We start from the raw sequence: 26,051 nt of genomic DNA on the forward strand, positions 1-26,051 counted from the left end.
AAATTTTTAATTATATATATAATAATAAGCTAACTCATAAAATAACTTAGGTTACTTAATGATATGGGGGATTTTTATGATAAAAAATTTTAAAACGATATTAATTATTGCAAATGTATTTATAGGCACCATAGTTGGTGCGGGTTTAGCTTCAGGACAGGAAATATTTCAGTTTTTCGCTTCTTATGGCTACAACAGTTTTTTCGGCTTAGCCTTATGCACTGTAATATACATAATGGTTGGATTTGTAATATTAACACTAGGCAAGAAATTCAATCTTCATTCCTATAACGACATAATATCCGTCGTAAGTCCTGGGATACTTGGAAAGATAATAAATCTTCTCACAAGTTTCTTTATGGTAATGAGCTGCTCCATAATACTCGCTGGTAGTGGTTCTCTTCTTAATGAATACTTTAACATTCCAAAATGGGTTGGAATTATATTTATGCTGATTATATCAATAGTAATAACTTTAAAGAATACAGAAGGCTTAATTAAGGTCAATTCTTTTATAGTACCACTATTGATAACGGTAATAGTAACTATCTTTTGTTTGTATTTTTTTACTTCAAAGGGCTTTTTGTACAACCCTCTTCCTTTAAAAAAGGGTTCTTGGCTATTATCAAGTTTATTATATGGAGGTTTTAACATACTATGCTGTTCTGGTGTTCTTGTTCCTCTTAGCTCTGAGAGAGATTTTAGTCTTAAAAATCTCTTTTTAGGTGTTTGCCTAGGATCAATAATACTAACAGCAATCTCCTCTATGATAAATTATTTACTGATTGCAAATATTCCATATATATTTAAATATGAAATACCACTTCTTTATGTAGCTAGCAGTTTTAGCAAGATAATTCAGCTACTACTGCTTGTAATAATTTGGTGTGAAATGCTATCTACAGAGGTATCTGATATCTACAGTATAGCTAAAACTCTAGAAAGTTTATTTAATTTTTCTTATATAAAATCTACAGCTATAATTCTAGTAATTGTTTTGCCTGTATCTCAAATAGGTTTTAAAAATTTAATAACAGTCTTATACCCAGCCTTCGGATGTATAGGTATAATATTTATGGTACAATGTATTTATTTCTATATAAAACATTAGAGGGAAGTGTTTTTATAAATGGATTCACTAAAGAATTGTACGCTGTGCGCTAGAAAATGCGGCGTTAATAGATTAGAAAATAAAAAAGGTTTTTGTTTATCAAGTGACAAGGTTAAAATTGCAAGAGTTTCTCTTCACGCCTGGGAAGAGCCTTGCATATCCGGTAAAAATGGTTCTGGTACGGTGTTCTTTTCTAACTGTACACTAAGATGTGTGTTTTGCCAAAATCATGAGATTAGCTCTGAGGGAACAGGAAAAGAAGTTTCAATAGAACGCTTAAGTGATATTTTCTTAGAACAGCAAAATCGAGGTGCACACAACATTAATCTCGTAACGCCAACTCATTATGTACCTCAGATAATAGAGGCTATAAAAATGGCTAAATCAAAAGGACTTACTCTACCTATTTTATATAATTCAAATGGTTATGTTAATAGAGAAACTATAAAGCTTCTTGATGGATACATAGATGTATATCTGCCGGATTTGAAATATTTTAATGATAAATACGCCATTAAATACTCAAAGGCTCCAAACTACTTTAATGTAGCCTCTAACGCTATACAAGAAATGTTTAATCAAGTAGGCACGCCTGTATTTGATGAAAATGGTTTAATAAAAAAAGGAGTTATAATAAGACATCTAATGCTGCCGGGACTATTATTTGATTCTAAAAAGGTAATGGATTTTATATACAATACTTTTGGAAATTCAGTTTATGTTAGCATTATGAATCAGTACACTCCTACCTTTAAAGCTGAAAATTACCCAGAAATTAATAAACCTTTACACCCAAAACATTATGATGCCCTTATAGATTATTGCCTGTCTATAGGCATAGAAAATGGCTTTATACAGGATACTGGAACAAATTCCGAAAGCTTTATACCTGAATTTGATTTGAGAAATTGCTAAAAAAACAGGAGAAGGTTTAATCTAACTTCTCCTGTTTTTTTATATACTTTTCACAGCTTTAAGTTCAAATATCATATAACTCACTGAAATGCCCTAAATTTTATATCTCTTCAAATCATTTCTGAAGTTCTCTGCTATCTCTTTAAATTCCCCTATCTTATTTGTTAATTTTGCTATTTCTGCTGCGTAAGTTGTTACACTAGCACTTACTTCTTCTGATGAAGCGGAATTTTCTTCTGCTATTGATGCAAGTGTCTCCATCTTATCGTAAATTTGAGATATTGACTCAGCTTCTTTATTTAACTCTGTAACTGTACTTATCATCGCGTTGGATACTTCTTTAGCTGATACATTTGCGTCCTTGCTCAATTCTCTTACATTTTTAAGCGTTGATATTTCACCTTCGAGCACTCCATATTGTGTTTCAATTCTGCTAACAAGCTCATTTATATTTACTACAAACTGTTCAAGGTTACTATTAATGTTTTGCACTGCTCCTTTAGTCTGCTCTGCCAGTTCTCTTACTTCTTCTGCTACCACTGAGAAACCTCGTCCTGCTTCTCCCGCACGAGCTGCCTCTATTGACGCATTTAAAGCTAGTAAATTAGTTTGATCAGATATTTCAGAAACTATTGAAACTATACTCGTTATATCCTTAGCCTTATTTGAAAGTTCTTGTCCCTTATCCTTAACTATTTTAAATTCATCAATACTTCTTGTGATGTTTTTACTTGTAGCATCAACACTTTCATAGCTCTTGTCTATCTTTCCTATAGTCTTTTCTAGTTGAACCTTGTTTTGATTCTCAACATCTACCACTCTTTTTAATCCATTTATATTGTCATTGAGTACAGCTACGCTTGTTTGAGTGTTATCAGCTTGACTTACAGCACCATCTGCAACCTGCTCAACTACCTCTGATATCTCTCTTGAAGTACTATCCATAGCTTTTGTTATAGTATTTATACTTTCAACAAATGTGTTCATTTCATCAGTAAGTCCTTTAAAGCCTACAAAATCCTTAGTCATTTCCTTACTATATTCCTTAAGTTCTGAATATATATCCTCCCAAAAATCGGAGGTTTCTATATCTCCATCAACTGAAAACTCGTGCTGCCTTAAATTATTTATCTCTTCTTTTATGATCCTTAAAGGTCCCATTAAAAATGTTGATACTATAAGTGCTGCTAAAGCTTCTATTACTGAACACACCAATGCTTTCACAACATTATCTAATCCTAATATAGGTAAAAAAGTTATTATTCCAATTACAAGCGTAAACATTGATATCTTAACAGGAATGCTTTTTATAAATCCAAGTGATAATAATTTGTTTATTTTAAAGGATTTCTTATAATATATGTCCTTATCGAAGGTAAATTTAAGAACAACACTTTCTTTTGTTTTTTCTACCTCTTCAATTTCAATTTTCTCATTAAAATGATTAGCACTACCTTTTATAAGTCCTTTTAAGTAATCAAACATTCCTCTTTTAGACCTATATGTAAAGATTGCTTCTCTCTTAGATATTGGTTTTATCAATATAAGAGGTGGCTTAGCTCCTGGAAACTTTTTAGTCATAACCACGTGCACATCAAACATAGATTTAAAAAAGGAATATAAATTTTCATGTTCAAAGAAAGCGGGAAAATCTTTGTGAAAGGCAATTACATTATCCTCACCTATCTTTTCCCATATTATGCTTTTCTCCTCATTAACCTTCTTTGATATATCTTCAATAAAATTATTTACTTTGCTATCTTCAACATCTTCAAATGGAGAAAATATCTTTTTTCTTTCAAAGCCAACTTTTTCAAGTGCATTTTCTACTACAGTTTCACCATATAATCTTTTGCAGGTTTTTACCCATGTTCCTACTACTGTTCCCTTCATCTTCTCATTCTCCCTTCATAGAAAACTTAAGTTTCTATGATAATATTATACAGCATGCAATGGTTTTTGTTAAGTATTCTTTTGTAAGAAATAATGATTATTATTTACAGCTGTGGATAATCTATATAAGGAACAGGTCTATCTGGGTATGCTATTGGTGGATAAAAGATTCCTTCCTCTTCAAAGTCTTCTCCTCTAAGTTCTGCTATTTTAGTTACTGCAACATATATATCCGAGATTCTATACCATGTACCATAATCTACAACACCTGTAACTGGAATATTAAATATCCTTTGAAATGCTTGAACTGAGTTTCTAGTTTCAGTGCCAAAGGTACTTGTAACAGCAACCTTAGGAATAGCAGAGTAATTATTTGAGATTCTATTCAAATAAGTCTGTATAGTTCTAACAGGAATTCCCGTAGATCCAACTCTTAACGCATAACCTGGATAAGACATAGGTATACCTTGCACCTTTTGAGCTGTAGCAAATTGAACTTCGGAACCATAAAAACTTCTTATTATTTGTGGAGCAGTCTTTCCTTGATCACCTAAATACTTACTTCCCCACTGTGTAAGCCATCCAGGACATTGTACATTCTTTCCATCACAAAATTGTGTTAATAGTGGTTGTTTCCTTCCTGGAAGCTTAATATAAGTTGTAAATATATCATCTACTATATTACTTATATTTTTATATATATTTCTTCCAAAACTGAAGGCCTGATCAAAGGCTGTTGAGTTTGTTATTGTAAAATCCTTTCCCTTACCCCTGTACCATTCAGTGTAAACTCTATTCAACACAAAGGATATTATACATAAAGCATTAGCTCTTATTGTACTATCTGACCAGGTTGAAAATATCTCAGAGGAACATACATTTTTTATATAATCTATAAACCTTACAGTATAATTTGGTGCAGATGAATCTGGTGGACCTGCATGCACAACAATATATTGAGGTACTTCTGGTTCTGGAAGTACAACAAAGCCACTTGGTCCCGATGGTGCTGGTTTTTCTGGAGCCTCTGGTATTTTTGGTGGATATTTTCCCACTTGTACATTAGGTTGTATTTCAATTATTATTTGTTGTCTTTGGGCTGTACCAGTCAAATTAGCATTTTGAAGTGCTACTCTGTCTGGCATAACCTGACACCCTTTTATCAGCTGTGAATTTAAATTTGCAGCATCAATTCTTATGTCATAAAGTCCATATGGAATTTGATCCGTTGGACGCATCGAATATTCTATTGGTGGTGTATCTAATTCAATTTCTTGTGTAAGTCCTGAGCTGTCTGTATTAAGCTCTATATTCTTTGTTGAGGTTCCAGTAGTAGGTGTTATTGTAACCTTTGACTTACTTACTGGTGTATAATTATCTCCTCGAAATACTTGAACTTGCAATCTACCCTTAGCCATAATAATCCATCCTTATAAAAACTATTCATTATATTTAATATTCATCTACTATACTTTTATTACTACTTTATAAAAAACTTTCTGATTTCTTTAGGTATTCTTACAAACACCCCTCTTCTTTTACTCCTCATCCTTTCAAAAACTCCACTTAAATCTAACAAGCCATAACCAGTTTCACGATTTGGGTAAACTTCCCCTTCTCTTCTATTTGCGCCTCTTATTAAATAAGTCTTTATTTTTGTTGAATATAATGTTCTATCATTTCCATCAACTATTCCCCACTGAAGCATTAAAATAACTGCTCCTGCAAGTACCGCTGCAGCAGGACTACTTCCTGTAAGCGTTACTGGCTGACCATCACCATCAACTGTTGGCACCATGTATCCACCAGCCGCAATTATTGGTGATATCCTATTATCTCTCGTATATCCTCTTCCTGAAGAAGACATTAAGGTATTATTATCCTGATTATAATAACTACAGGCTATTACGCTCTGACTGGTTGACGGTACCGTTAAGGTTATATACTGAGATGGATTTAGAAATTCTGTTCCTTCCTCTAAAAGCACCTTCTGAGGAAGCCATGCATTATATTGACCATTCTGTACATACTCACCTGTTAGATTTAATTTCCATATTCCCGGCTTTATATCTTGTATATATACTCTTATAAGCTCATCTCCCGTTAAAGCTTCTGGAAAATGGTATTCTACTGTAACTGTACTCCCTTCATACACAAGCCTAGTTACACTTGGTCCTTTATACTTAGGTGGAATCTTTTCCACAATCTCACCTGATGGTGAAGTTATACTTATTGAAACCCTATCAGGACTGTTAATCCATATATTAATGGGAAGATTCTTTTGGTTTTGCCCTGATTTAACCTCGATAACATTTACATCATTAGTATTTCTTAGAGTTCCTGAGGTATGAGTGTTCGTATCCCCTTCATTTCCAGCTCCACATACCACTGCAACTCCTCTTACTCTTGAAATTTGATCTATATATCTCTCTATAAGAGTATTACCGTCATGTCCTCCTTCATTAGTTCCAAGTGGTATATAAATAACAATAGGCATATTTACCTTATGAGCATAATCATATAAATACTTTATGCCCTGAATTATAGAGCTACTAGCATATACAGGACATTTAGGATTTGAAACTCCATTTCTCTCAAGAGTAACTCTTTTGGGTGGAATAAGCTTAACTACAGCAAAGCTACAATCTGGAGCTGCCCCAACATATTTGCCTCTTCCCCCTATTATTCCAGCAAGCTTTGTGCCATGACTGTTTTCATCTTTAAAATTCACCTTACTATAAGGATCTCCGTTATTTTTCTTAAGTGCAATTGCCGCATTTATATCCGCAGCGGAGTATTCTCTTCCATAGTTTACATTAGTATTGTTAGTGTCATTTGTTGCCGTTTGATCCCACACAGTCATAATCCTAGTTGTATTATCCTCATACATAAATTCACTACTCATATAGTCCATTCCTGTATCTATAATTCCTGCAATAACACCTTTTCCTGTAAGTGTTAGGTAAGGATTATCATGAAATTTATTTATATTTGCAGTATCCAAAGGAGATAAAGCACACAAGCTGTACAAAGCTGGAATCTCATAATATAAAATTTCGGGAATAGCCCTTAAAAGTTCATCTATTCTGTTTTCCTGCACACTTACAACATAATAATTATCGCCTATTGGAAATGCACAGGCATAATCAATCTTTGACATTTTTTGCATAATATCACTATCTGCTTCTACCGTAATATTTAAATAATCTGGTCTTAAATACACATTTGCACATGTCTTTATTGTTTGCCTTAATTCTTTTTCTCCACGAGTTACAGCTAGATTAAGTGCATTACTAATGCATACTGCACCATAGCCAAAAGATGGGTTTGGATACGTAATGTCCTCCCTATCTTTCTTTGCTCCATTAAGTAAATAGTACTTTAATCTGTCTCCATATAAATATATATCTTTTTTAAGAACTATACCCCATTGCATTAAAAGAGCACAAATTCCTGATACAGTAGGAGACGCCATAGAAGTTCCTGAAAGAGCATCATAGCCTCCTCCAGGAGTTGAAGATTCTATATTTTCTCCTGGTGCTATAACATCAGGTTTTATAGGATTTCCTGTTTCTCTTCCTCTTCCAGAAAAGCTTGATATTGCACCAGTTAAATAATTATAACTCCCAACTGTTACAGCATCTCTTACAGTTCCTGGTATTCCTAAAGTATCATATACATTAGGTCTTAAAAATCTTGTTTTTGGATTTAGTCCTTCCGTTACAGGCATCCAAATATCATAATTCCCAACGGTTTTAGATCTTTTAGTTATTGTTATCATCCATGTACCTGTAGTGAGTATCTCATTATCTGATACCAAATTTATTAAAATTTCTCCATTCAAACTAAAAGGTTTAGGGCCACTGTAATATATAAAATATCTGTCATTTTGTATACGCCCTTCGTTGTAACCTTCTTTTATGTTAATTACTCCTGTGGATACATTTGCTGGATTTTTAACTTCCACAGCTATGTCCTGTGTAAAACTTTTATAAAGCTGAAGAATTATACTTCTCTCTCCTTCGGCTATATTCATAGATATAGTTTGACTTTCCCTAAGTACCCCTCCTACATGATGTCCCATATCTCCTTCATTTCCTGCCGAAATCACAAAACTTATTTTCTCAAGTAAACATATATTTTCTATATATTGTTCAAGAAGACTTGTTCCGTCGTGGGCACCATCATTAGTGCTAAAACTTAAATTTATTACAAGCGGCATATTCATAGAGTTTGCTCTATCCACTAGAAATTTTACTCCACGCATAAGCTGTGTACTTTTTCCATAGGCTGTCTTACCCTCTCCAGTCATTTTCACCATAGCTATATTACTTTCATAAGCAGGTCCAAAATATCTTCTATCTATATTTCCTCCACCGCAAGCTATTCCCGCTACATGTGTTCCATGTCCTAATTGATCTCTTTCTGGAACTATTGAAGCTGGATTATTTGATTTAATAGCCCTATTTATATCATTATTATTCCAAACCTTTCCGCCCATGCTTAAATCGTATATATATAAGATTCTACTCGTACCATCCTTATTCATAAATGTAGGATGCGTATAATCTATTCCTGAATCTATAAATCCAACAAGCACTCCTTTACCTGTAAGGTTATAAACATTCCAAGCACTTTCTACGCAACTAGCCGTATTTGCAGGCATAAAATCAGCATATAGATTTTTAGGCAGCTCTACATACTCAATTTGAGTTATCTCATTTAGTCTATTAAGATTACTTATAGGAATAGTTACAATTCCAAAACCAAAGCCTAAATCCTCAAAGCTTCCTCCTAAATTATCCACAGAACTTTTTAAATTGGCCGGATTATCCACAAATTTAATAACAACCTCAATGTTTTGGGCACCATTAATGTTCTTAAGTGTTAATAACTTATTTTTTACGTTTTCCGGAACATTATAAAATAAGTCTAGAAATGCATCATTCTTACTCGTAAAAATACCCCCAAAAAAGTATATCTATAAAGTATATGCCTATTAACATAAAAAGGTGCCGAAAAGCTTATAATCTTTTCGGCTTTTTAAATCATTTAAACACTCTTATAGAATTCACAACCTGTGGCAATTCTGAATGCATTTTCATGAAATCTTTAAAATTAGGATCAGTTTCTGCAATGGTTAAACCAGTAGGTCCTCCAACAAAGTATTCATTGCCTCCAACATTAATCACATTTTTTCCATCTATAGTATCCCAACACTGACTCTTGAAATCTGGAGAATTTCTACAGATGATTAAAAGTAATCCTGAGCCCTTTTGTCCCTTAAAATTAATATCTAATCGATTGAAACTCTCTGATACAGAATACTTTCCACTCCAATCCTGTGGAAATGTAATAACTATACCTAAAGCTTTACTAACATAAAAATTTGATTTGTCATAAGCATCATTCTTCTTTACTGTTGTAATATTCATTTTAGTAATTTCATGTGCTACTTGTAACGATTGTGCTTGTGATACATTAAAACTATTATCCTTGTATAAATCCATTTTCATAAATCCTACAGCTGCAACTAAAACTATTAATATTACTGAACCTATGCTATACATAAATCTTCTGTTCTTAAAATTACCATTCATAATTATTCTCCTTTTATACAACTTTTATCATAGAATTTATTCTTACACCTTTAATATTTTCATATTTTAAAATTTTTATAGGTATTATGAAAATAAAAATGGGCATTAGCTATTTTTATTAGCTAATGCCCATTTTTTGTTATATACAGAATTCTACTTTATTTATTCTTCCTATTATTTTAATTTCATTTGTTTGAACCGTCTGTGTCATCAAGTTTCCATTGTTACTTATAAGAAGCAGTTTATTATTATCTAATCTTTTTATTTGTCTTAAAACTCTAAGGTCATTGTATTCAATAAGACAAATAGCATTATTTTCTATTTCCGAGGTCATATGACCAAAAGCTACATCGTCCTTCATTATTCTAAATCCCGTCATGTCATTATTCTCTATCTTTATAAAGAAAACCTTATCTTGATTAAAGCCTTCAATCTTGTTAGCAATTACAGGAAGTGACCTTTTATCAATAACCTTTTTAAAGGAGTAGTCGTATACAGGAACACTCTTTAAAATAGAACTTAAAGCATCTGTCCAAACCTCATTTGTTTCCTTTTTCTTCGCTTGACTTTTAAATTGATAGTTAGTCTCTCTAACCTCTTCCTCTTCATCTGCTGACATATTTATATCATTTATATCTTTTCCGTATAGCTTTTTAATTCTATGTATGAGACTTTCTGTTACAACCTTCCTTCCACATTCAATCTCATTTATAAACTTCTCAGCTACTCCAAGCTTCTTAGCAAATTGCTTCTGTGAAAGCTTTGCATCCTCTCTTATTTTTTTTACTTTTTCTCCTGCTCTATTCATAAATAATACCATCCCTTTAATTTTAGATAAGTGACAGATATAAACCTTTGTTTTATCTGCCACTTTTCAATTTCATTTGTTATAATTAAGCATTTTTATATCCATTTTTAATATACCACTCACGCTCTTTATTTAACTCATCTAATAGGCTCTTTAAAGTCCAATTCATAGATGTAGGCGTTACTGTAGCAAATATTGGTGAACTCTTGCTTATAGTTCTTATAGCTTTTATAGCTGTTTCTATTTCCTTATCCACAAATTTGTTAAATAAAACAAGCCTGCAATCTGGTAATTCTTCATCATATGTTAAAACATTGACTCCTTTTATCAGATCTCTTATTTTCATTTTGCTCATATTCTTATCTATCTTAGAGAATCCTGGAAGCTTGTTTTCTGTTACTATCTTTTTTAATCCTTCTATTTCTTCTTCATCAAAACCATATATAAACATTCTGCCATTGCTTTTCATTTTATTACCTTCCTTACATAAGTCTTTACTTTTTAAGATATCAATCTATAGGTTCTTTTTTAAATTTCATATCTATTTCCAGAGAAAGCACATCTTCATTAAATTTTATGATTATACACCCTCCAGGTAAAATTATAAAGGCATCTTCTCCTAAAACATTAAAAATTCCATCTTTACCGCTGACGGTTTCCTTTATTTGAAGGAATGCATCCATATCACTTTGAGATGCGTAGTCTAAATTAAAAATACTTTCTCTATTGCTGCAAACTCTGCAGGTATCATCCCCTACAAAGATATCTACTGATTTTATTTTATCATATAAATTAAGCTTAATACCATAAATAATATATATATTACCACTATTGCCATGATTAGCAATAGTTATACAATTGGCAGGCTTGTTCCATGAATATTTTACATGTCTACGTAAAAGCTCTCCCTGAATTATCTTAGAATCATTTTCATCTATCTTTTTCAAAGTAAAAACTTTCACTTCATCACCTTATTTCACTAGTTTTTAGATACGTACTCCTTTAGTAAGTCCACTATTAATTTATTCATAAGAATACATTATGTGAAATAAAATGAAGCATTAAATATGGTACTTTTATAAATCTAAGAGTCTATGGCTTAGATCTAGTATTTTATCATCTTTTAAAGAATTCATTATTTTAATTTTTCCTTTTTCACTGCCAATATTTAAAATATCATATTTATCAAGTTTTCTTTTTAGCTGCATAACTGTTCCTTGACTACCATCAATTATTGGAACATCCCTTGCAATACTTGCAATTTCCTTCTTTACAAAAGGATAATGTGTACATCCAAGTACAAAAGCTGCAATATCATCTTTTTCATAATCCTTAAACTTATTTCTTAAGTACTCCTGCATCTTTTCCCCTTCAACTATTCCATCTTCTATAAGTTCTACCAATCCAGGACAAGGAAGCTTAACTATTTCTGAATCCTTCTCATATTTCTCCATAAGATTTTTGAACTTAACTTCTGAAAGGGTCATAGGCGTAGCCATTATTATTATTTTACCCCTTCTTTTTAATTCTACTGCGGGTTTTAGTGCAGGTTCTATACCAATTACGGGTATGTTCTTATATTTCTCTCTAAGTTCATCTATTGCTGCGCTAGTGGCTGTATTACATGCTACGACAAGCGCTTTTATATTTAATTTAAGAAGTTTCTCAACAACATTGAAGGTTAGGTTTCTTACCTCGTCCACACTTTTTATTCCATATGGTGCATTCTTTGAATCTCCATAATATATAAAATTTTCGTATGGCAATTGTTTTACTGCCTCTTTTAAAACACTTATACCTCCAACACCAGAATCAATAACACCTATAGGGTTATTTTTCACACTCACAATATCACCTCTGAAGCATATCTATTAAAATTTAGCATAATCTAGTTATAGGTAACCAATGTTTAATAGCCTACCTAATTTATCTATATTACATCTATATATTATAATATCATAAATACATATAATTTCTATAGCAAAGCACTTTCAACTTCACAGATAATAATATTTAATGTATAGTATTTTATTTTATTGCTTTTTATTCTATAATATACATATATTTAAATATATGGAGGATGCTATGTTGTATTTAGAACAATCCGTGTTTAAAATAATACTTTTAAGCAAAAATAAACAAATTCACGATTTTTTGTCTGAAATTATACATTCAGCTAAGTTTGAAAATGCATCAATAAACATACTGCATGCTTATTCAGTAGAAGAATGTAAGACAATTGTGGTTAATAATTCAGATACAGCACTTCTATTTATAGATTCAGAGAACACAATAAATCTAAGATCCGTAAACAATGAGTTGTTTATAGTAACCTACATACGTGATGTACTAAAAAACAAAAGTCTCCAAGTAATCCTAAGAAATAATTTTTCTGGTAAATACACTCCAGATAAAATAATTATGAAATATGAAATAAATCAATTTATTTATAATAATTTGGATAGCAGTATGACTCTATCTTCAATATTTGCCTCTCTAAAAGCTTTCGAAAATATTGAAGCCTCCGAAAAAGGCAAGAAAGGATTGGAACAAGTAATAAAGTCTTCTTCTAATATTTTTGAAATTCACTCCCTTCATAAATTTGCTGTTGGAATGTTAAATCAACTATCTTTAATAATTAAATCTGGAAGTAATCTTCCTTTTTTGAGTACTTCCTGTTTCGTTGCTTCTAAAAAAGGAAATCATTTTTACATACTTCTTGGTAGGGGCCGTTTCAGTTCCCATATTAATGAAAATGTATTTGATGTAATTTCTACAAAAACTATGAAAGAATTTAAAACTGTGGTTTCCGCAAAGAAAAATAAATATTCCCGTGATCATTTCATACTATACTTTAACAATAATTCTGATTATCAAATGCTAATTTATTTTGAAAAACTAAAAAAGCTTCCTAAGTCTTCTGTAACCATAATAGACTTATTTTGTAAAAATATGAATATTGCTTTTGATAATGTATGCCTTAATCACGAACTAGAATCCACGCAGAAAGAAATAATATTTACACTTGGTGAAATATCTGAAGTTCGTTCTCATGAAACAGGTCATCATGTAAAAAGAGTTGCTGAATATTCAAACTTATTAGCTTTAAGATACGGTTTAACCCAAAGAGAAGCGGAAATTATAAAGCTTGCTTCACCTATGCACGATGTTGGAAAATTAGCAATTCCAGACTCAATACTTAATAAACCAGCTTCACTTACAAATGAAGAATTTGAGGTAATGAAAACACATTCTAAAATAGGTTATGATATGCTAAAATCATCAAATAGAAAATTAATGAAAAGTGCAGCAATAATAGCTCTTGAGCATCACGAAAGGTTCGATGGAACGGGTTACCCCTATGGTCTTAGCGGTAACGACATACATATATATGGTCGCATAACTAGCATAGCAGACGTTTTCGATGCTCTTGGAACAAAACGTGTATACAAAGACGCTTGGAGCTTAAATAAGATACTGTTACATTTTAGGAGGGAAAAAGGACGTCAATTTGATCCAAAATTAATTGAAATATTTTTTGAGAACTTAGATAAGATATTAACAATAAGAAGAACTTTTTCGGACTAAGTTAAAGGTGCCCTAGCTAAACACTAGAGCACCTTTCCTATTTTGATGACATTAGCTTTGATTTTTTTATGCATGCATCAACTGCTGCAATTACCGAAGCTCTAAATCCACTTTTTTCAAGTGCGTATACTGCTTCAATGGTAGTTCCAGAAGGTGAACATACATCATCCTTAAGTTTACCAGGATGTTCTCCTGTTTCAAGAATCATTTTAGCTGCTCCAAGTACTGATTGAGCTGCAAACTTATATGCTTTTTCCCTAGTCATTCCGTTCAAAACAGCAGCATCTGCCATAGCTTCTACAAACATATACACATAAGCAGGTGATGAACCACTTACCCCTGTTACTGCATTCATTAAAGCTTCATCTACAACTTCACATTTTCCAAATGACTCAAATATCTCCGTTACATTTTTTAGTTCACCTTTGTCTATTTCCTCACATGGTGATATAGCTGTCATAGCCTCTCCTACAAGCGCTGGAGTATTTGGCATAGCCCTTACTACTCTTATATTGCTATTTTTAAACATAATTCTTGTTTTCTCTATTGAAACCCCCGCTGCTATTGCAACTATTATAACACTTTGTTGTACTAAATCCTTGATTTCACTTATAACCTTTTCGTATTTATTAGGTTTAACAGATAATACAATAATATCTGCCTTTAATGCAACCTGCTTGTTGTCATTTGTAGTTAAAACTCCGCATTCTTTACTAATCTTCTCTAGCTTTTCATTAGAAGGATTACTTACAATTATATTTTCATTTGGTACTACCTTTGCCTTAACCATTCCCTTTATTATTGCCTGTGCCATATTCCCGCAGCCAATAAATCCAACTTTGCTATCCATCTTCTTCACTCCTTGAAAACAAACGATTTTTTATGATATAATCTTATGAATAAATGTATATTTTTTATTATACAATAAAATCTTTTTATCAGCTAATAATTTATAAAGGAGGCTGCGTTACTTAAAATATTGAATAATCAATCTTAAATATTATTATTATAAATTCACAAAATATTTATACAATATTTTAGTAGCAAAACATTATGAATACAAGAGAAAAATACTTGAGTAATGTAAATAGACTTGTCATAAAAGTAGGAAGTTCAACTTTAACACATCCAAGTGGACTTCTTAACTTTTATAAAATAGAACATATTGTAAGACAAATTGCAGACTTACATAATCAAGGCATCAAGGTTATACTAGTTTCTTCTGGTGCTATAGGTGCTGGAATTGGGAAGCTCAGACTAAAAGAGAGACCAAAAACCATTCCAGAAAAGCAGGCAGCAGCTGCTGTAGGTCAAGGTGTTTTAATGCATACTTACGAAAAGCTTTTTGCTGAATATGGTCAAATTGTAGGGCAAATACTAATAACACGAGAAGACTTATCTAGTAAGAAAAGAGTTGTAAATGTTCAAAACACCTTTTCAGCACTTCTTGATCATGGAATAATCCCTATTGTAAATGAAAATGATGCTACAGTCGTTGAGGAAATAAAATTCGGAGATAATGATACCTTATCTGCAAGAGTTGCAAGCTTAATAAAAGCAGATTTACTTATTTTACTCTCTGATATAGATGGTTTGTACGATTCAAACCCTGCTGTAAACAAAAATGCTGTTTTAATAGATACAGTTAACGAAGTTAATGAAGAAGTTAAAGCATCAGCTGGTGGCGCTGGTTCAAAGCTCGGCACTGGTGGAATGGCAACAAAAATCAGAGCAGCAGAAATAGCTACTGAAAATGGAATATCGATGGTTATAGCAAATGGTGAAAAGCAAGAGGCCATAAGAAATATTTTGAATTTTGAGAATGAGGGAACTCTCTTTATACCTAAAAACAAATAAATTTTATTATATCGGAGGGTTAAAATGGATATAAAAGATTACGTTATTAACATAGCTAAAAATTCTAAGCTTGCTGCAAAAAAACTTTCTTACGCAGACACTAACACCAAAAATAAGGCCCTTATAGAAATGAGTAAGGCTCTTTTAGAAAATAAGGACTATATATTATCTCAAAATAAAATAGACATTGAAAATGCAGAAAAAATTGGTACTTCTAAAGCACTTATAGATAGACTTACTTTGAACGATAAAAGAATTACTGACATGGCAGAAGCACTTATAAAAACCTCCTCTCTTCAAGATCCAATTGGAGAAGTAATAAAAATGTGGAAAACACCTGATGAGCTTCAAATTGGTCAAATGAGAGTGCCACTTGGAGTCATTGGAATAATCTATGAGGCAAGACCTAATGTTACTGTAGATGCTGCTGCTCTATGCATAAAATCCGGTAACTCAGTAATACTCAGAGGTGGAAAAGAAGCTATAAATTCTAACACTGCTATTGCAAAAATAATAAAAAATGCTGTAGTAACTGCTGGTCTTCCAGATGGTTCAATTGAGTTTATAGATATCACCGATAGAGAAACCGTTAATGTAATGATGAGATTAAATGGTCTTATAGATGTATTAATTCCAAGAGGTGGAGCAGGGCTCATAAAAAGTGTTGTTGAGAACTCTTCCGTACCTGTAATAGAAACAGGAACCGGTAATTGTCATGTATATGTAGATAAATATGCTGATTTTGATAAGGCTGAAAGAATAATAATAAACGCTAAGCTTCAGCGTCCAGCAGTATGCAATGCCATGGAAAGTCTTTTAGTTCACAAGGATGTAGCTCATGAATTTCTTCCTAGAATTTCGAGTAAGCTTAAGGAGCTAAAGGTTCAAATAAGAGGCTGCGCTGCTACTCAGAAAATTGTAAAAGATATAGTTCCTGCTACTGATGAGGATTTCGGAAAAGAATTTTTGGACTTAATATTATCCGTAAAGGTTGTTGATTCACTTGAAGAGGCTATTGATCATATATTTAAATATAGTACAAAGCACTCTGAAGCAATAATAACCGAAAACTATACTAACGCTCAAAGATTTTTGAAGGAAGTTGATGCTGCTGCTGTATATGTAAATGCTTCAACACGATTCACGGATGGCGAACAATTTGGATTTGGCGGCGAAATAGGTATAAGCACTCAAAAATTGCATGCAAGAGGTCCTATGGGGTTAGAACAGCTTACTACAACAAAATATGTAATTTATGGAGATGGGCAAATAAGAAAATAATTTTTAGGGGGATTAATCATGAAGGTTTCTATTGGTCAAGTAATCGAATTTAAAACAGATCATTATATCAGTTTAGATTTGGGCGGAAAAGTTTTAGTAAAAAAGGGAGATAAAGCTAGGGTAGTAAAAAAAATTGATGATATTACGGGTGAAATTGTTTATCTTACCGGAGAAGCTGCAGGTAAATGTCAACATCTTATGCTGGAAGTAAACGATGATTTAGATGCTGATGCAATAGCAAAAAAAATCTTAAATGAACTTCGTGGGGAATAGTAATTAAAAAATGACAGGTGATACGCTAAGTTACCACTTGTCATTTTTTATCAATAATAAACTTAGGGGGCGACTATATGTTTGAAATAAAAAGGGGAAGCTTAACACCTGAAGTATTCAATTCTTTAGCTGAATCTGTTGGCTGGGGACATCCTTCAATTGATCAAGTTGAGGAAGCACTAAAAAATTCACTTTACACAGCTTGTGTAGTTGATGGGAGTAACTTTATTGCCATGGGAAGGATTGTTGGAGATTTAAGTATGTCTTACTTTATAAAAGATGTAGCCGTTATGCCTGAATACCAAAACAGAGGTATTGGTAAGCTTCTTATGATGGATATGCTTTCATTTATTGAATCTAAAACACCTACTGGTTGGAAAACTTGCATTGAACTATTAAGTGCTCATGGCAAGGAAGGCTTTTATGAAAAGTTTGGCTTTCAAAAAAGAATTAAAGAAAAAAACGGCTGTGGTATGACTTTAATTATACGATTTAAATAACAACAAAGGCTCTTATTTTTATGAGAGCCTTATAATTTTTCCTTTATAAGTCAGTAAATTAAAACAACAATCTTTACCTATGATGGTGAGCTATCTCAAAAAGTTCTTTAAATAAAAAGGTTAGAAATAATATAAGCGATATTAATTTACCTTTTTTATCATCATGTATAAATTCCCTTGTTGTTGCTTGTATCATGTCTATTAACTCTACAAAAATGAACATACAAAGGGAACCTCCAAAAAAAACACCAGCTATATACGATAATGTCAATAGCTCATATCTGTTTTTTATAATACATCCTATTTCAATAATAATTAAAAAAATTAGTGGAGGACCAAACACAAGTCCTAAAAATAATTTATTTCTGTTCTTTAATATCAAATAATCCTTAATCAGTTTCTTCTCACTACTATCAAATAAGTTCCTATCCTTTTTTCCCAATAATATCGCCTACCCTTATTTCTAATTAGTACCTGAAAGAACATTTCTTGCAGTATCCCATACATCTTTAATATCCTTAGTTACATTATTAAACTGACTATCACCCTTAGCACTTTTAGCATCATATACTATACTAGCCCCATTTGATGAGCCATTTATTGCTGCATAACCCTTTTGAATAAGTGATGGACCTTTTTCAACTATTTTTAAGTCTCTCATAATCTTAGATCCTTCTACCCAGTTACCAACTTCATATGTTGTCCATAAATTCTTCACAGTATCCCCAGCTTTTAATATCTTTAAGCTATCTTTGACTGAACCCCTTCCAAAATACATATCAGCTCAATAATAGCCTACATACCCTACTGTTTTCCCATAACCACATAATTCACTTGCATACTGATTATTTTTATTGTTTGTAAACCCATCTATACCTTTACCAACCAACCAACCGGTTCCTCCTCCTAAATATTCATACCCTTCTTGCAAGTAATTTTTATTATTACCTACTTTATCAAAATCACCTTTTCCAATAGATTTTAAGTCTTGGACTCCATTATATACGGAGTTAACACCATGTACCAATGCTACTAATGATCCACCTATTGCTAAAAGACTTACTCCTCCTGATGGTATTGAACCTGCTATCTCTCCAACTATGGTTGCTACTGATGCAGCAATTGTTAATACTCCAACTACTATTTCTACTCCTGTATACAAATAAGCACCAATATGATACTTATTCCATATCTTTATAGCCTTTTTAAATGGTGGTAAGTTACCTATATATGTAATATCATTTTTAACTTCTTCTTTTGTATTTTTCCAGGCAGTTTGCCCCCAGTCAACACATGAACCAACAACCCCTCCATATTTCTCTGTATTTGTTAAAAGCCCTATGGATTTTCTATAATCGTAGCTACTAGCTTTTAACCTTTCAGAACATTTTCTATCTACTTCCTCAAATTTATTTATTGCATAATCTATGTTTTTACCTATTCTTTCAATCTTAGTTCCAAGTTGATTTATTGACTTAAATTCTCTTCCTATTTCATCAATCTTTGTTCTTACCCTTGATGAATTACTGTCACTTTCAAGCTTTTGTAAAGCTGAATTAAGATTTTTCTTTGCACTGCTTATTGAATCCAATGCAAGGTTAATATTTTTTCTTGTGCTTCCCATTCCAATTGTACTTATTCCTGTTGTTAATTCCGACATTTGTATACCTCTAATCTATATATTGCTTAAATATATTTCTTGCGAAATTTTAATACTTTAAATACATATTGTATTGTTATATCATATAATTTTCCAATAAATTTATCAAGTATTTTTAATATTATTAATTTTAATATTAAACTTATTGCACCTAATATATAAAAATAGCCGTCAGTATTTGCTCATGCTATAGAAAATGAGCAAATACTGACGGCTAAAAAATCCAAACTTATTTTATAGTCATATATATTATTAGAATTCTGCACTTCCTGTTGTTCTTGGGAATGGTATTACATCTCTTATATTTGAAATGCCAGTTAAATACATAATCATTCTTTCAAATCCAAGTCCATATCCTGAATGCTTAGTTTCTCCATATTTTCTAAGTTCAAGATACCACCAGTAGTCTTCTTTATTTAAATTTAATTCTTCCATTCTTTTTTCGAGAACAGCAAGTCTTTCTTCTCTTTGACTTCCTCCTATAATCTCTCCTACTCCTGGAACAAGTAAATCTGCTGCTGCTACTGTCTTGTTGTCATCATTAATTCTCATATAGAAAGCTTTTATATCCTTAGGATAATCCGTTACAAACAATGGCTTTTTAAATACCTTATCAGTTAAATATCTTTCATGCTCAGTTTGAAGGTCTATTCCCCACTTAACTGGATACTCAAATTTTTCTCCTGATTTTTCAAGGATATCAACAGCTTCAGTATAAGTTATTCTTCCAAATTCGCTGTTTACAACATTGTGTAGTCTATCAAATAACCCTTTATCTATTCTAGTATTAAAGAATTCCATTTCCTCTGGAGCATTTTCCATAACGAAGTTTATTATATACTTAACCATTTCCTCAGCTGTATCTAGATAGTCGCTAAGTTCTGCAAATGCCATTTCAGGCTCTATCATCCAAAATTCAGCTGCATGTCTTGTAGTGTTTGATTCTTCTGCTCTAAATGTTGGTCCGAAAGTATATACATTTCTGAAAGCTAACGCAAAAGTCTCTGCTGAAAGCTGACCACTAACTGTAAGGTTTGCTTTTTTTCCAAAGAAATCTTTTGAAAAATCTATATTTCCCTCTTCATTTTTAGGTGGATTTTTTAGATCAAGAGTTGTTACTTGAAACATTTCTCCTGCTCCTTCAGCATCACTTGCAGTTATTAGCGGTGTATTTACATATACAAAGTCTCTTTCCTGAAAAAACTTGTGTACTGCATATGCTGCTAAAGAACGAACTCTGAATACTGCAGAAAAAGTATTACTTCTAGGTCTTAAGTGAGCAATACTTCTTAGATATTCAAGAGTATGTCTTTTCTTTTGAAGTGGATAGTCATTGTCTGAATTACCTTCAAGCGTAATATTTTCAGCGTGTATTTCAAATGGCTGCTTAGCATTAGGAGTAAGCACAAATTCTCCTTCAACAGTAATTGTTGAGCTTATTATAAACTTAGAAATTTCTTTAAAATTATCAAGTTTATCATCAAAAACAACCTGGATGTTCTTAAAGAAACTTCCATCATTGATTTCAATAAATCCAAAAGATTTAGATGCTCTTATAGTTCTTACCCAGCCTGATAGTCTTACTTTTTTTCCACCAAATTCACTGGATAATCTATAAAGTTGTTTTACAAGTACGTTTTCCATATTTTACCCTCCTGATTTGACAACTTTAGGATTCCATGTGGCGTTTCTGTAGTAAACCCAATTTGCCTATAAGTCTCAATAAATAGACCTATATAGAAACCCTATAAGTTTAACTTTAGTTTCTTTTATAGAGAAATAGCCTCAACTATTAATTTATACATGCCAAAATATCGACCACTCTATTCGATATTTTAGCATATATAAATTAAGTTTTTGAAGTATTTCTCTATAATAATATCCAATTTACTATAATATCATAATACCATTGTATGTCAACGAAGCAACTATATCGCCTATACTATTTAAATTTTCTTTCGTGCTCTAATAGCCACTTTTTTCTCCAAATTCCGCCGTCATACCCAATAAGTCTTCCATCACTTCCTATTACTCTATGACATGGTATTATTATGGGGATCTTATTCTTGTTATTTGCACCCCCAACTGCTCTTGATGCATTCTTATTTCCTATGGCTTTTGCGACTTCACCATAGCTTACAACCTCCCCATAAGAAATCCTTGTAAGCTCATTCCAAACCTTTTTTTGAAATTCAGTACCATCTATAAATAGCCTTAAATGAAATTGTTTCCTTTTTCCTCTAAAATATTCATCTATCTGAATCAAAGCAGCTTTTAGTACATCACTTTGAAAATTTTCCTCTCCCATAGCTTCAACAAAATTTATCTCTGACACCTTTTCATCCAATGCCTTTATCTCTAAATTTCCGATTGGAGACTTGTAATATGCACATTCATTTTTCGCATTCATATTATAACTCCTCACTTGTTAAATTTGTTGCTTAATATTATATACCACACAGCAATAATAATCTATAATAATTAAAGGGGGAAGTCGCTTCAAACTTTCCAAAATAATAAACAGGGGGCAGAAAAAATGAAAAATTTATCTTCACTTGAATCCTTACATATGGATATGAATAAATTAATTGTATTTAGAGATCTTTTAAATGATCCAATAGTTGATGATTTAAAAACACTTCTTTTAGAGGTAAAATCCGAAGAAAGAAACCAAAGTAAAATTCAGAATATTTACTATAATATTGTTCATAATTTAATAAAGCACTCAGAAACCTGTGGACTTAAGGGTGATTTACTAAAATCCTACTTTGTTCATTCAATACTTAACTCTAAAAACTTCTTTACTGGGGCAGTAGAGAAATGTGGCAGCAATATAGAAAAAAGTCTATACAAGGCTGCATTAAATGATATCTGTATTTTGCAAAAGCTTTCAAATTTAAATCTTGGTACACTAGCTGATGAGGATGATTCACTTATAAAAAATTATTTTCCTACTTTAAATACCAAGAATGTAAATATGTTTGAAGAAAACGAATTAGAAATACTTAAAGCCGCTTCTCCAGAAGATATGCTTAAAAAGATTATTCAATACTATTTTAAAATAGGCTCTGGAGAAATGTCTAAAAATATAGCTTTTAGGTGGGACAATGGTCTTGTTGGTATTCCTGATTATGACTATATAGACCTTTCAGATATAATAGGATATGATCGTCAGAAAAATGCCTTAATAAAGAACACAGAAGCTTTTTTAAATGGACATGCTGCTAACAATGTACTTTTAATTGGAGCTAGAGGTACCGGAAAATCCTCTTCTGTTAAAGCAATGATTACAGAGTACTATTCAAAAGGACTCAGGCTTGTAGAAATAACTAAAAGTCAGCTTTTATGCTTTCCTGACATCCTTAAGGAACTCAAAAATAGAGGCAAATACTTTATTGTATTTATAGATGATTTGTCCTTTGAGGAAGGAGAAATTGAATACAAACAAATGAAATCCTTCTTAGATGGTGGAATAGAAAAAATACCTTCTAATGTGCTTGTATACGCTACCTCAAATAGACGCCACTTAATTAAAGAAACCTGGGGAGATAAACTCCAAAACGGGGAGGAACTTCACAATTCCGATACTGTAAATGAAAAACTATCTCTTTCTGATAGATTTGGATTAAAATTAACCTATGTATCACCTGACCAAAAGGAATACTTTAAAATAGTAGAAGGTTTAGCTAAAAAATTGAACTTAGATATTTCTGATGAAAACTTAAAAAAAGAAGCTGCTGCATGGGCATTAAATCAGAATGGACGTTCTGGAAGAACAGCTAAACAATTTATAAACTACATATCCTCTCAAGGATAGTCTTACAATTATATCCACAAGTTATATTTAGCGGAATACTAAAGATATAAATATATTAAACGACTTTATAATTATTGGGCATTATTTTACTTGGAGGTGATATAGTGAGTTCAGTAAATGGTATAAACCTAAATTCCCTCAATTCTTATATGAAGGATGCATCTTTAGCAAACTACCTATCAGATGATGATAAGAAAAAAACATGGAAAGTAAGTGACTATTTCTCTGGTGGTACAGACGATGTTCAGTCCCTTATAGAGAAGGATGCCAACAGCTTTGATAACAGTGATTTCAGTAAATCTGTTAATTCTTTAGTTACTGATGGAACTTTAACTCAGGAACAAGCAAACAGTGTAAAATCTGCTTTTCAAACAGCAGTACAATGTGCAGCTTATGGCTCTTATACATCAAAGACAGCTAACCCTATTGAAACTCTTGTTTCTTCAGGAGTTGTTACAAAGGATCAAATGACTGCTATACAAAATGCTTTTAAGGAATCATATAATTCCTAAATAATTAAAAGGTACATTGCTATTACTGCAATGTACCTTTTTAATTATTAATTTTCTTCTTTCTTAACTTCTTCTTTTTCCTTATTTTCCTTATCAATTTTTATTTTTGAAACTATTTCAGGAACCATTTCAATTAACTTACTTAAGTTTGCACCTTTTTTTACTGGAAGCATTTGAACATCATCATTTTTTATAACTAGAACTGCGTCTGGACTTATTCTAGCACCGGTTCCAAGTCCGCCGCCTTGTCCTTTAATACCTTTGTTATCACCTACACCGCCTCCTGTTCCACATCCAAACATAACAGTTACTATTGGAATTAATGTTGTTTCTCCAACTTTTATAGGTTGACCAATAACAGTTTCAGTTCTTAAAAACTTCTCCAACTTAGTAAATAACACATCTAAATTTTCTTTAACACCTGACATAAAATTCTTTTCATCCTGCATAATAAAATTCCTCCTAATATATTTTTAATTCTACAAAGCGCTTTATATATTATTAAATACACCTAGCCCTTAGAAAAAGTTTCAGCTTTTTTCAAAAATAACTTTTCTTACATCTCTACTTAATAAAAAACTAAGTGTCCTAATTGCTAAAACAATTGGAGTTATATCTCCATAGATTTTTATGCTTATATCTAATTTTTCTTCTTCAAAAGTCGGGTCTAAACTTATACTAGCTAAAGGAACTATTTCTGTTACTATTGGCAAAATCGCACTTATAATACCTGTAATAGACGGATCATAAAATCCATACACTCCTTCTATTTTAAAAACCTTAGGCTTTAAAATATTAAGTACTTGTCTAAAATATTCAAGCAAGTTTGTAAAAATGCTTTTCCACTTTTTCTTTTTCTTATTATTCTTCTTTTTTTTATACTTTTGTTTCTTGTTCTTTTTCTTCATTCTTTTGCCAAATAAACATACACTAAAATCGAGCTTGTCACCTTTTTTTATAAATTTAATTGTAATGATTCCAAACAAAAATACTATACTCGAATTTATATCTATACTGTCATCTCCTATATGTGAGCTTAGACCGTATTTTACCTTGGCTAGAAGACATACTAACAAAATTATAAGAATGGTCGCCAATATCATAAGAAACACTTTTAAAAATATCATTGCTATCCCACCCTTAACAATTTTTTTATTTTATTTACTACTAGAACTTTTTTATTTAAATATCTCCCTAATATTTTTTGAGTTTCTTTTACTGGAAGTATTAATGCATTACTTACAGCTTTATTATAAGGATTTTTATAGCTAATACTATACGCCTGTAAAACTGCTTTTCTGGTTGCGTTCAAGTCTTCGATATAGTTCTTAAAGCTTAAATTTATATCCTCTTCTCCCTCTTCCTTCATACAATTGTCAAGAATTAAATCCACAAGATTGTGCAGTCCCTCTGGAGCTTTTTCATTGTTAAGAGTTTCTTTCACTCTTACATCCATAAGCCTTATTAGTTGGAGTTCTTCTCTGCAATCTTCACAGTATTTAAGATGTTCTTCAACAAATATCTTTGATAACTCATCAATAGTTTCATCAACATAGTCGTATAATAGCTTCTTATCAAACTTACAGCTCATTTTTTCACCTCCAGTTTTTTCTCAAGGCTTTTCTTCAAAACATTTTTTGCCCTATAAATTTTAGTCTTCACAGTTCCTATAGGCATATCTAATACACTAGCAATTTCATCATAGCTTAAATCTTCATAATATCTAAGCATGATTACCATTCTATAGTCATATGTAAGCTTTTTTATACTTTCCTTTACTACTTCATTATTTATTCTATTTACCACTTCTTGTTCCATATTATAATCCTCTGCTAATCTATCTTCTTCTTCAAATTCGCTATCATAATATTTTGAATTTAAGGACATAACATTACCTCTATTGTCTCTTTTAAAGTTAAGACAGGTATTAACAGATATCTTTCTTACCCAAGGGTGAAATGGTAAGTTTTCATCAAAGTTTTTTATATTCTTAAAAACTTTGATATATATTTCTTGAACTAAATCCATAGCATCACTAGTATTTTGAGTATATCCGTAGCATAAATTATATAGATACTTTTCATACAAATGAAATAATTGTGAGAAGGATGCTCTATCGTACTTCTTGCATCTTTTAAGAATTTCTTTATCTATCTCCAAAAACATCCCCCCATCAAATATAAATTACACTTAATAATACACATTTACATAAAAAAAGTTTCACATTTTTATAAAT

General features: G+C 31.7%; 27 protein-coding genes. 9 read left to right on the forward strand and 18 right to left on the reverse strand.

Annotation, left to right across the window (positions count from 1 at the left end; all coding sequences use genetic code 11):
- Positions 1-76: 76 nt before the first annotated feature.
- Positions 77-1,111: a YkvI family membrane protein gene (locus tag CA_RS16690; protein ID WP_014519045.1), complete on the forward strand. Its 1,035-nt coding sequence runs from the start codon at positions 77-79 to the stop codon at positions 1,109-1,111.
- Positions 1,112-1,129: 18 nt separating this feature from the next.
- Positions 1,130-2,026 carry a radical SAM protein gene (locus CA_RS16695; protein ID WP_010966516.1) on the forward strand — a complete coding sequence of 299 codons (897 nt, stop codon included), beginning with the start codon at positions 1,130-1,132 and terminating at the stop codon, positions 2,024-2,026.
- A gap of 93 nt (positions 2,027-2,119) precedes the next feature.
- Here the strand turns inward: CA_RS16695 and CA_RS16700 are convergent, their stop codons facing one another.
- From CA_RS16700 to murI, 8 genes are all read right to left on the reverse strand, one after another.
- Positions 2,120-3,919 (reverse strand): heme NO-binding domain-containing protein, encoded by a 1,800-nt coding sequence (locus CA_RS16700; protein WP_010966517.1) that lies wholly within the window; start codon positions 3,917-3,919, stop codon positions 2,120-2,122.
- Positions 3,920-4,023: 104 nt separating this feature from the next.
- On the reverse strand, positions 4,024-5,337 hold the full coding sequence (locus CA_RS16705; protein WP_010966518.1) for a peptidoglycan-binding domain-containing protein: 1,314 nt from the start codon (positions 5,335-5,337) through the stop codon (positions 4,024-4,026).
- Positions 5,338-5,399: 62 nt separating this feature from the next.
- Entirely contained in the window at positions 5,400-8,900 is a 3,501-nt protein-coding gene (locus tag CA_RS16710) for a S8 family peptidase (RefSeq protein ID WP_338121644.1), read from the reverse strand.
- Between the two features lie 67 nt (positions 8,901-8,967).
- Positions 8,968-9,519, reverse strand: a complete 552-nt coding sequence (locus tag CA_RS16715) for a hypothetical protein (RefSeq protein ID WP_010966520.1) — start codon at positions 9,517-9,519, stop codon at positions 8,968-8,970.
- Between the two features lie 139 nt (positions 9,520-9,658).
- Positions 9,659-10,327, reverse strand: a complete 669-nt coding sequence (locus CA_RS16720; RefSeq protein WP_014519046.1) for a LexA family transcriptional regulator — start codon at positions 10,325-10,327, stop codon at positions 9,659-9,661.
- A gap of 85 nt (positions 10,328-10,412) precedes the next feature.
- The gene (locus tag CA_RS16725; RefSeq protein WP_010966522.1) at positions 10,413-10,796 is read right to left on the reverse strand and encodes a DUF3783 domain-containing protein; all 384 of its coding nucleotides are present in this window, start codon (positions 10,794-10,796) and stop codon (positions 10,413-10,415) included.
- Between the two features lie 40 nt (positions 10,797-10,836).
- Positions 10,837-11,289, reverse strand: coding sequence for a hypothetical protein (locus tag CA_RS16730; RefSeq protein ID WP_010966523.1), 453 nt, complete (start codon positions 11,287-11,289; stop codon positions 10,837-10,839).
- Positions 11,290-11,403: 114 nt separating this feature from the next.
- A complete protein-coding gene (gene murI / locus CA_RS16735) occupies positions 11,404-12,174 on the reverse strand; it encodes a glutamate racemase (RefSeq protein WP_010966524.1) in 771 nt (256 codons plus the stop codon).
- Positions 12,175-12,412: 238 nt separating this feature from the next.
- Here murI and CA_RS16740 point away from each other — a divergent pair, with 238 nt between their 5' ends.
- A complete protein-coding gene (locus CA_RS16740; RefSeq protein WP_010966525.1) occupies positions 12,413-13,915 on the forward strand; it encodes a response regulator in 1,503 nt (500 codons plus the stop codon).
- 37 nt (positions 13,916-13,952) lie between these two features.
- Here CA_RS16740 and proC read toward each other — a convergent pair whose 3' ends face one another.
- A complete protein-coding gene (gene proC, locus CA_RS16745) occupies positions 13,953-14,765 on the reverse strand; it encodes a pyrroline-5-carboxylate reductase (protein WP_010966526.1) in 813 nt (270 codons plus the stop codon).
- Between the two features lie 203 nt (positions 14,766-14,968).
- Between proC and proB the strand changes: the two genes are divergently transcribed.
- From proB to CA_RS16765, 4 genes are all read left to right on the forward strand, one after another.
- Positions 14,969-15,772, forward strand: coding sequence for a glutamate 5-kinase (proB, locus tag CA_RS16750; RefSeq protein ID WP_010966527.1), 804 nt, complete (start codon positions 14,969-14,971; stop codon positions 15,770-15,772).
- A gap of 24 nt (positions 15,773-15,796) precedes the next feature.
- Entirely contained in the window at positions 15,797-17,053 is a 1,257-nt protein-coding gene (locus CA_RS16755; RefSeq protein WP_010966528.1) for a glutamate-5-semialdehyde dehydrogenase, read from the forward strand.
- A gap of 18 nt (positions 17,054-17,071) precedes the next feature.
- Positions 17,072-17,326, forward strand: a complete 255-nt coding sequence (locus CA_RS16760) for a hypothetical protein (RefSeq protein WP_010966529.1) — start codon at positions 17,072-17,074, stop codon at positions 17,324-17,326.
- A 77-nt stretch (positions 17,327-17,403) separates the two neighbouring features.
- A complete protein-coding gene (locus CA_RS16765; RefSeq protein WP_010966530.1) occupies positions 17,404-17,826 on the forward strand; it encodes a GNAT family N-acetyltransferase in 423 nt (140 codons plus the stop codon).
- 73 nt (positions 17,827-17,899) lie between these two features.
- Here the strand turns inward: CA_RS16765 and CA_RS16770 are convergent, their stop codons facing one another.
- The 5 genes from CA_RS16770 to CA_RS16785 all read right to left on the reverse strand — a co-directional run bounded on the left by CA_RS16770 (position 17,900) and on the right by CA_RS16785 (position 21,896).
- Complete coding sequence (locus CA_RS16770; protein ID WP_010966531.1) at positions 17,900-18,268, reverse strand: hypothetical protein; 369 nt, start codon at positions 18,266-18,268, stop codon at positions 17,900-17,902.
- A gap of 21 nt (positions 18,269-18,289) precedes the next feature.
- Entirely contained in the window at positions 18,290-18,544 is a 255-nt protein-coding gene (locus CA_RS20265) for a hypothetical protein (RefSeq protein WP_242663036.1), read from the reverse strand.
- 66 nt (positions 18,545-18,610) lie between these two features.
- Positions 18,611-19,486 carry a membrane protein gene (locus tag CA_RS16775; RefSeq protein WP_010966533.1) on the reverse strand — a complete coding sequence of 292 codons (876 nt, stop codon included), beginning with the start codon at positions 19,484-19,486 and terminating at the stop codon, positions 18,611-18,613.
- 252 nt (positions 19,487-19,738) lie between these two features.
- Positions 19,739-21,130, reverse strand: a complete 1,392-nt coding sequence (gene asnS, locus CA_RS16780) for an asparagine--tRNA ligase (RefSeq protein ID WP_010966534.1) — start codon at positions 21,128-21,130, stop codon at positions 19,739-19,741.
- A 298-nt stretch (positions 21,131-21,428) separates the two neighbouring features.
- Positions 21,429-21,896, reverse strand: a complete 468-nt coding sequence (locus CA_RS16785) for a methylated-DNA--[protein]-cysteine S-methyltransferase (protein WP_010966535.1) — start codon at positions 21,894-21,896, stop codon at positions 21,429-21,431.
- Between the two features lie 126 nt (positions 21,897-22,022).
- Between CA_RS16785 and CA_RS16790 the strand changes: the two genes are divergently transcribed.
- Both CA_RS16790 and CA_RS16795 read left to right on the forward strand, forming a co-directional pair.
- The gene (locus CA_RS16790) at positions 22,023-23,303 is read left to right on the forward strand and encodes an ATP-binding protein (protein ID WP_010966536.1); all 1,281 of its coding nucleotides are present in this window, start codon (positions 22,023-22,025) and stop codon (positions 23,301-23,303) included.
- A gap of 104 nt (positions 23,304-23,407) precedes the next feature.
- Positions 23,408-23,815, forward strand: coding sequence for a hypothetical protein (locus CA_RS16795; protein WP_010966537.1), 408 nt, complete (start codon positions 23,408-23,410; stop codon positions 23,813-23,815).
- Positions 23,816-23,862: 47 nt separating this feature from the next.
- On the opposite strand, the gene CA_RS16800 is transcribed toward CA_RS16795, so the two are convergent.
- The 4 genes from CA_RS16800 to CA_RS16815 all read right to left on the reverse strand — a co-directional run bounded on the left by CA_RS16800 (position 23,863) and on the right by CA_RS16815 (position 25,975).
- The gene (locus CA_RS16800) at positions 23,863-24,264 is read right to left on the reverse strand and encodes a GerW family sporulation protein (RefSeq protein WP_010966538.1); all 402 of its coding nucleotides are present in this window, start codon (positions 24,262-24,264) and stop codon (positions 23,863-23,865) included.
- A gap of 81 nt (positions 24,265-24,345) precedes the next feature.
- Positions 24,346-24,942 (reverse strand): DUF2953 domain-containing protein, encoded by a 597-nt coding sequence (locus CA_RS16805; RefSeq protein ID WP_010966539.1) that lies wholly within the window; start codon positions 24,940-24,942, stop codon positions 24,346-24,348.
- Between the two features lie 2 nt (positions 24,943-24,944).
- The gene (locus tag CA_RS16810) at positions 24,945-25,406 is read right to left on the reverse strand and encodes an anti-sigma factor family protein (protein ID WP_010966540.1); all 462 of its coding nucleotides are present in this window, start codon (positions 25,404-25,406) and stop codon (positions 24,945-24,947) included.
- Positions 25,403-25,975: an RNA polymerase sigma factor gene (locus CA_RS16815; protein WP_010966541.1), complete on the reverse strand. Its 573-nt coding sequence runs from the start codon at positions 25,973-25,975 to the stop codon at positions 25,403-25,405. Before CA_RS16815 ends, CA_RS16810 begins: the two co-directional genes overlap by 4 nt.
- Between the last annotated feature and the right edge of the window lie 76 nt (positions 25,976-26,051).

This window comes from Clostridium acetobutylicum ATCC 824, assembly GCF_000008765.1.
Lineage (GTDB): Bacteria > Bacillota > Clostridia > Clostridiales > Clostridiaceae > Clostridium_S > Clostridium_S acetobutylicum.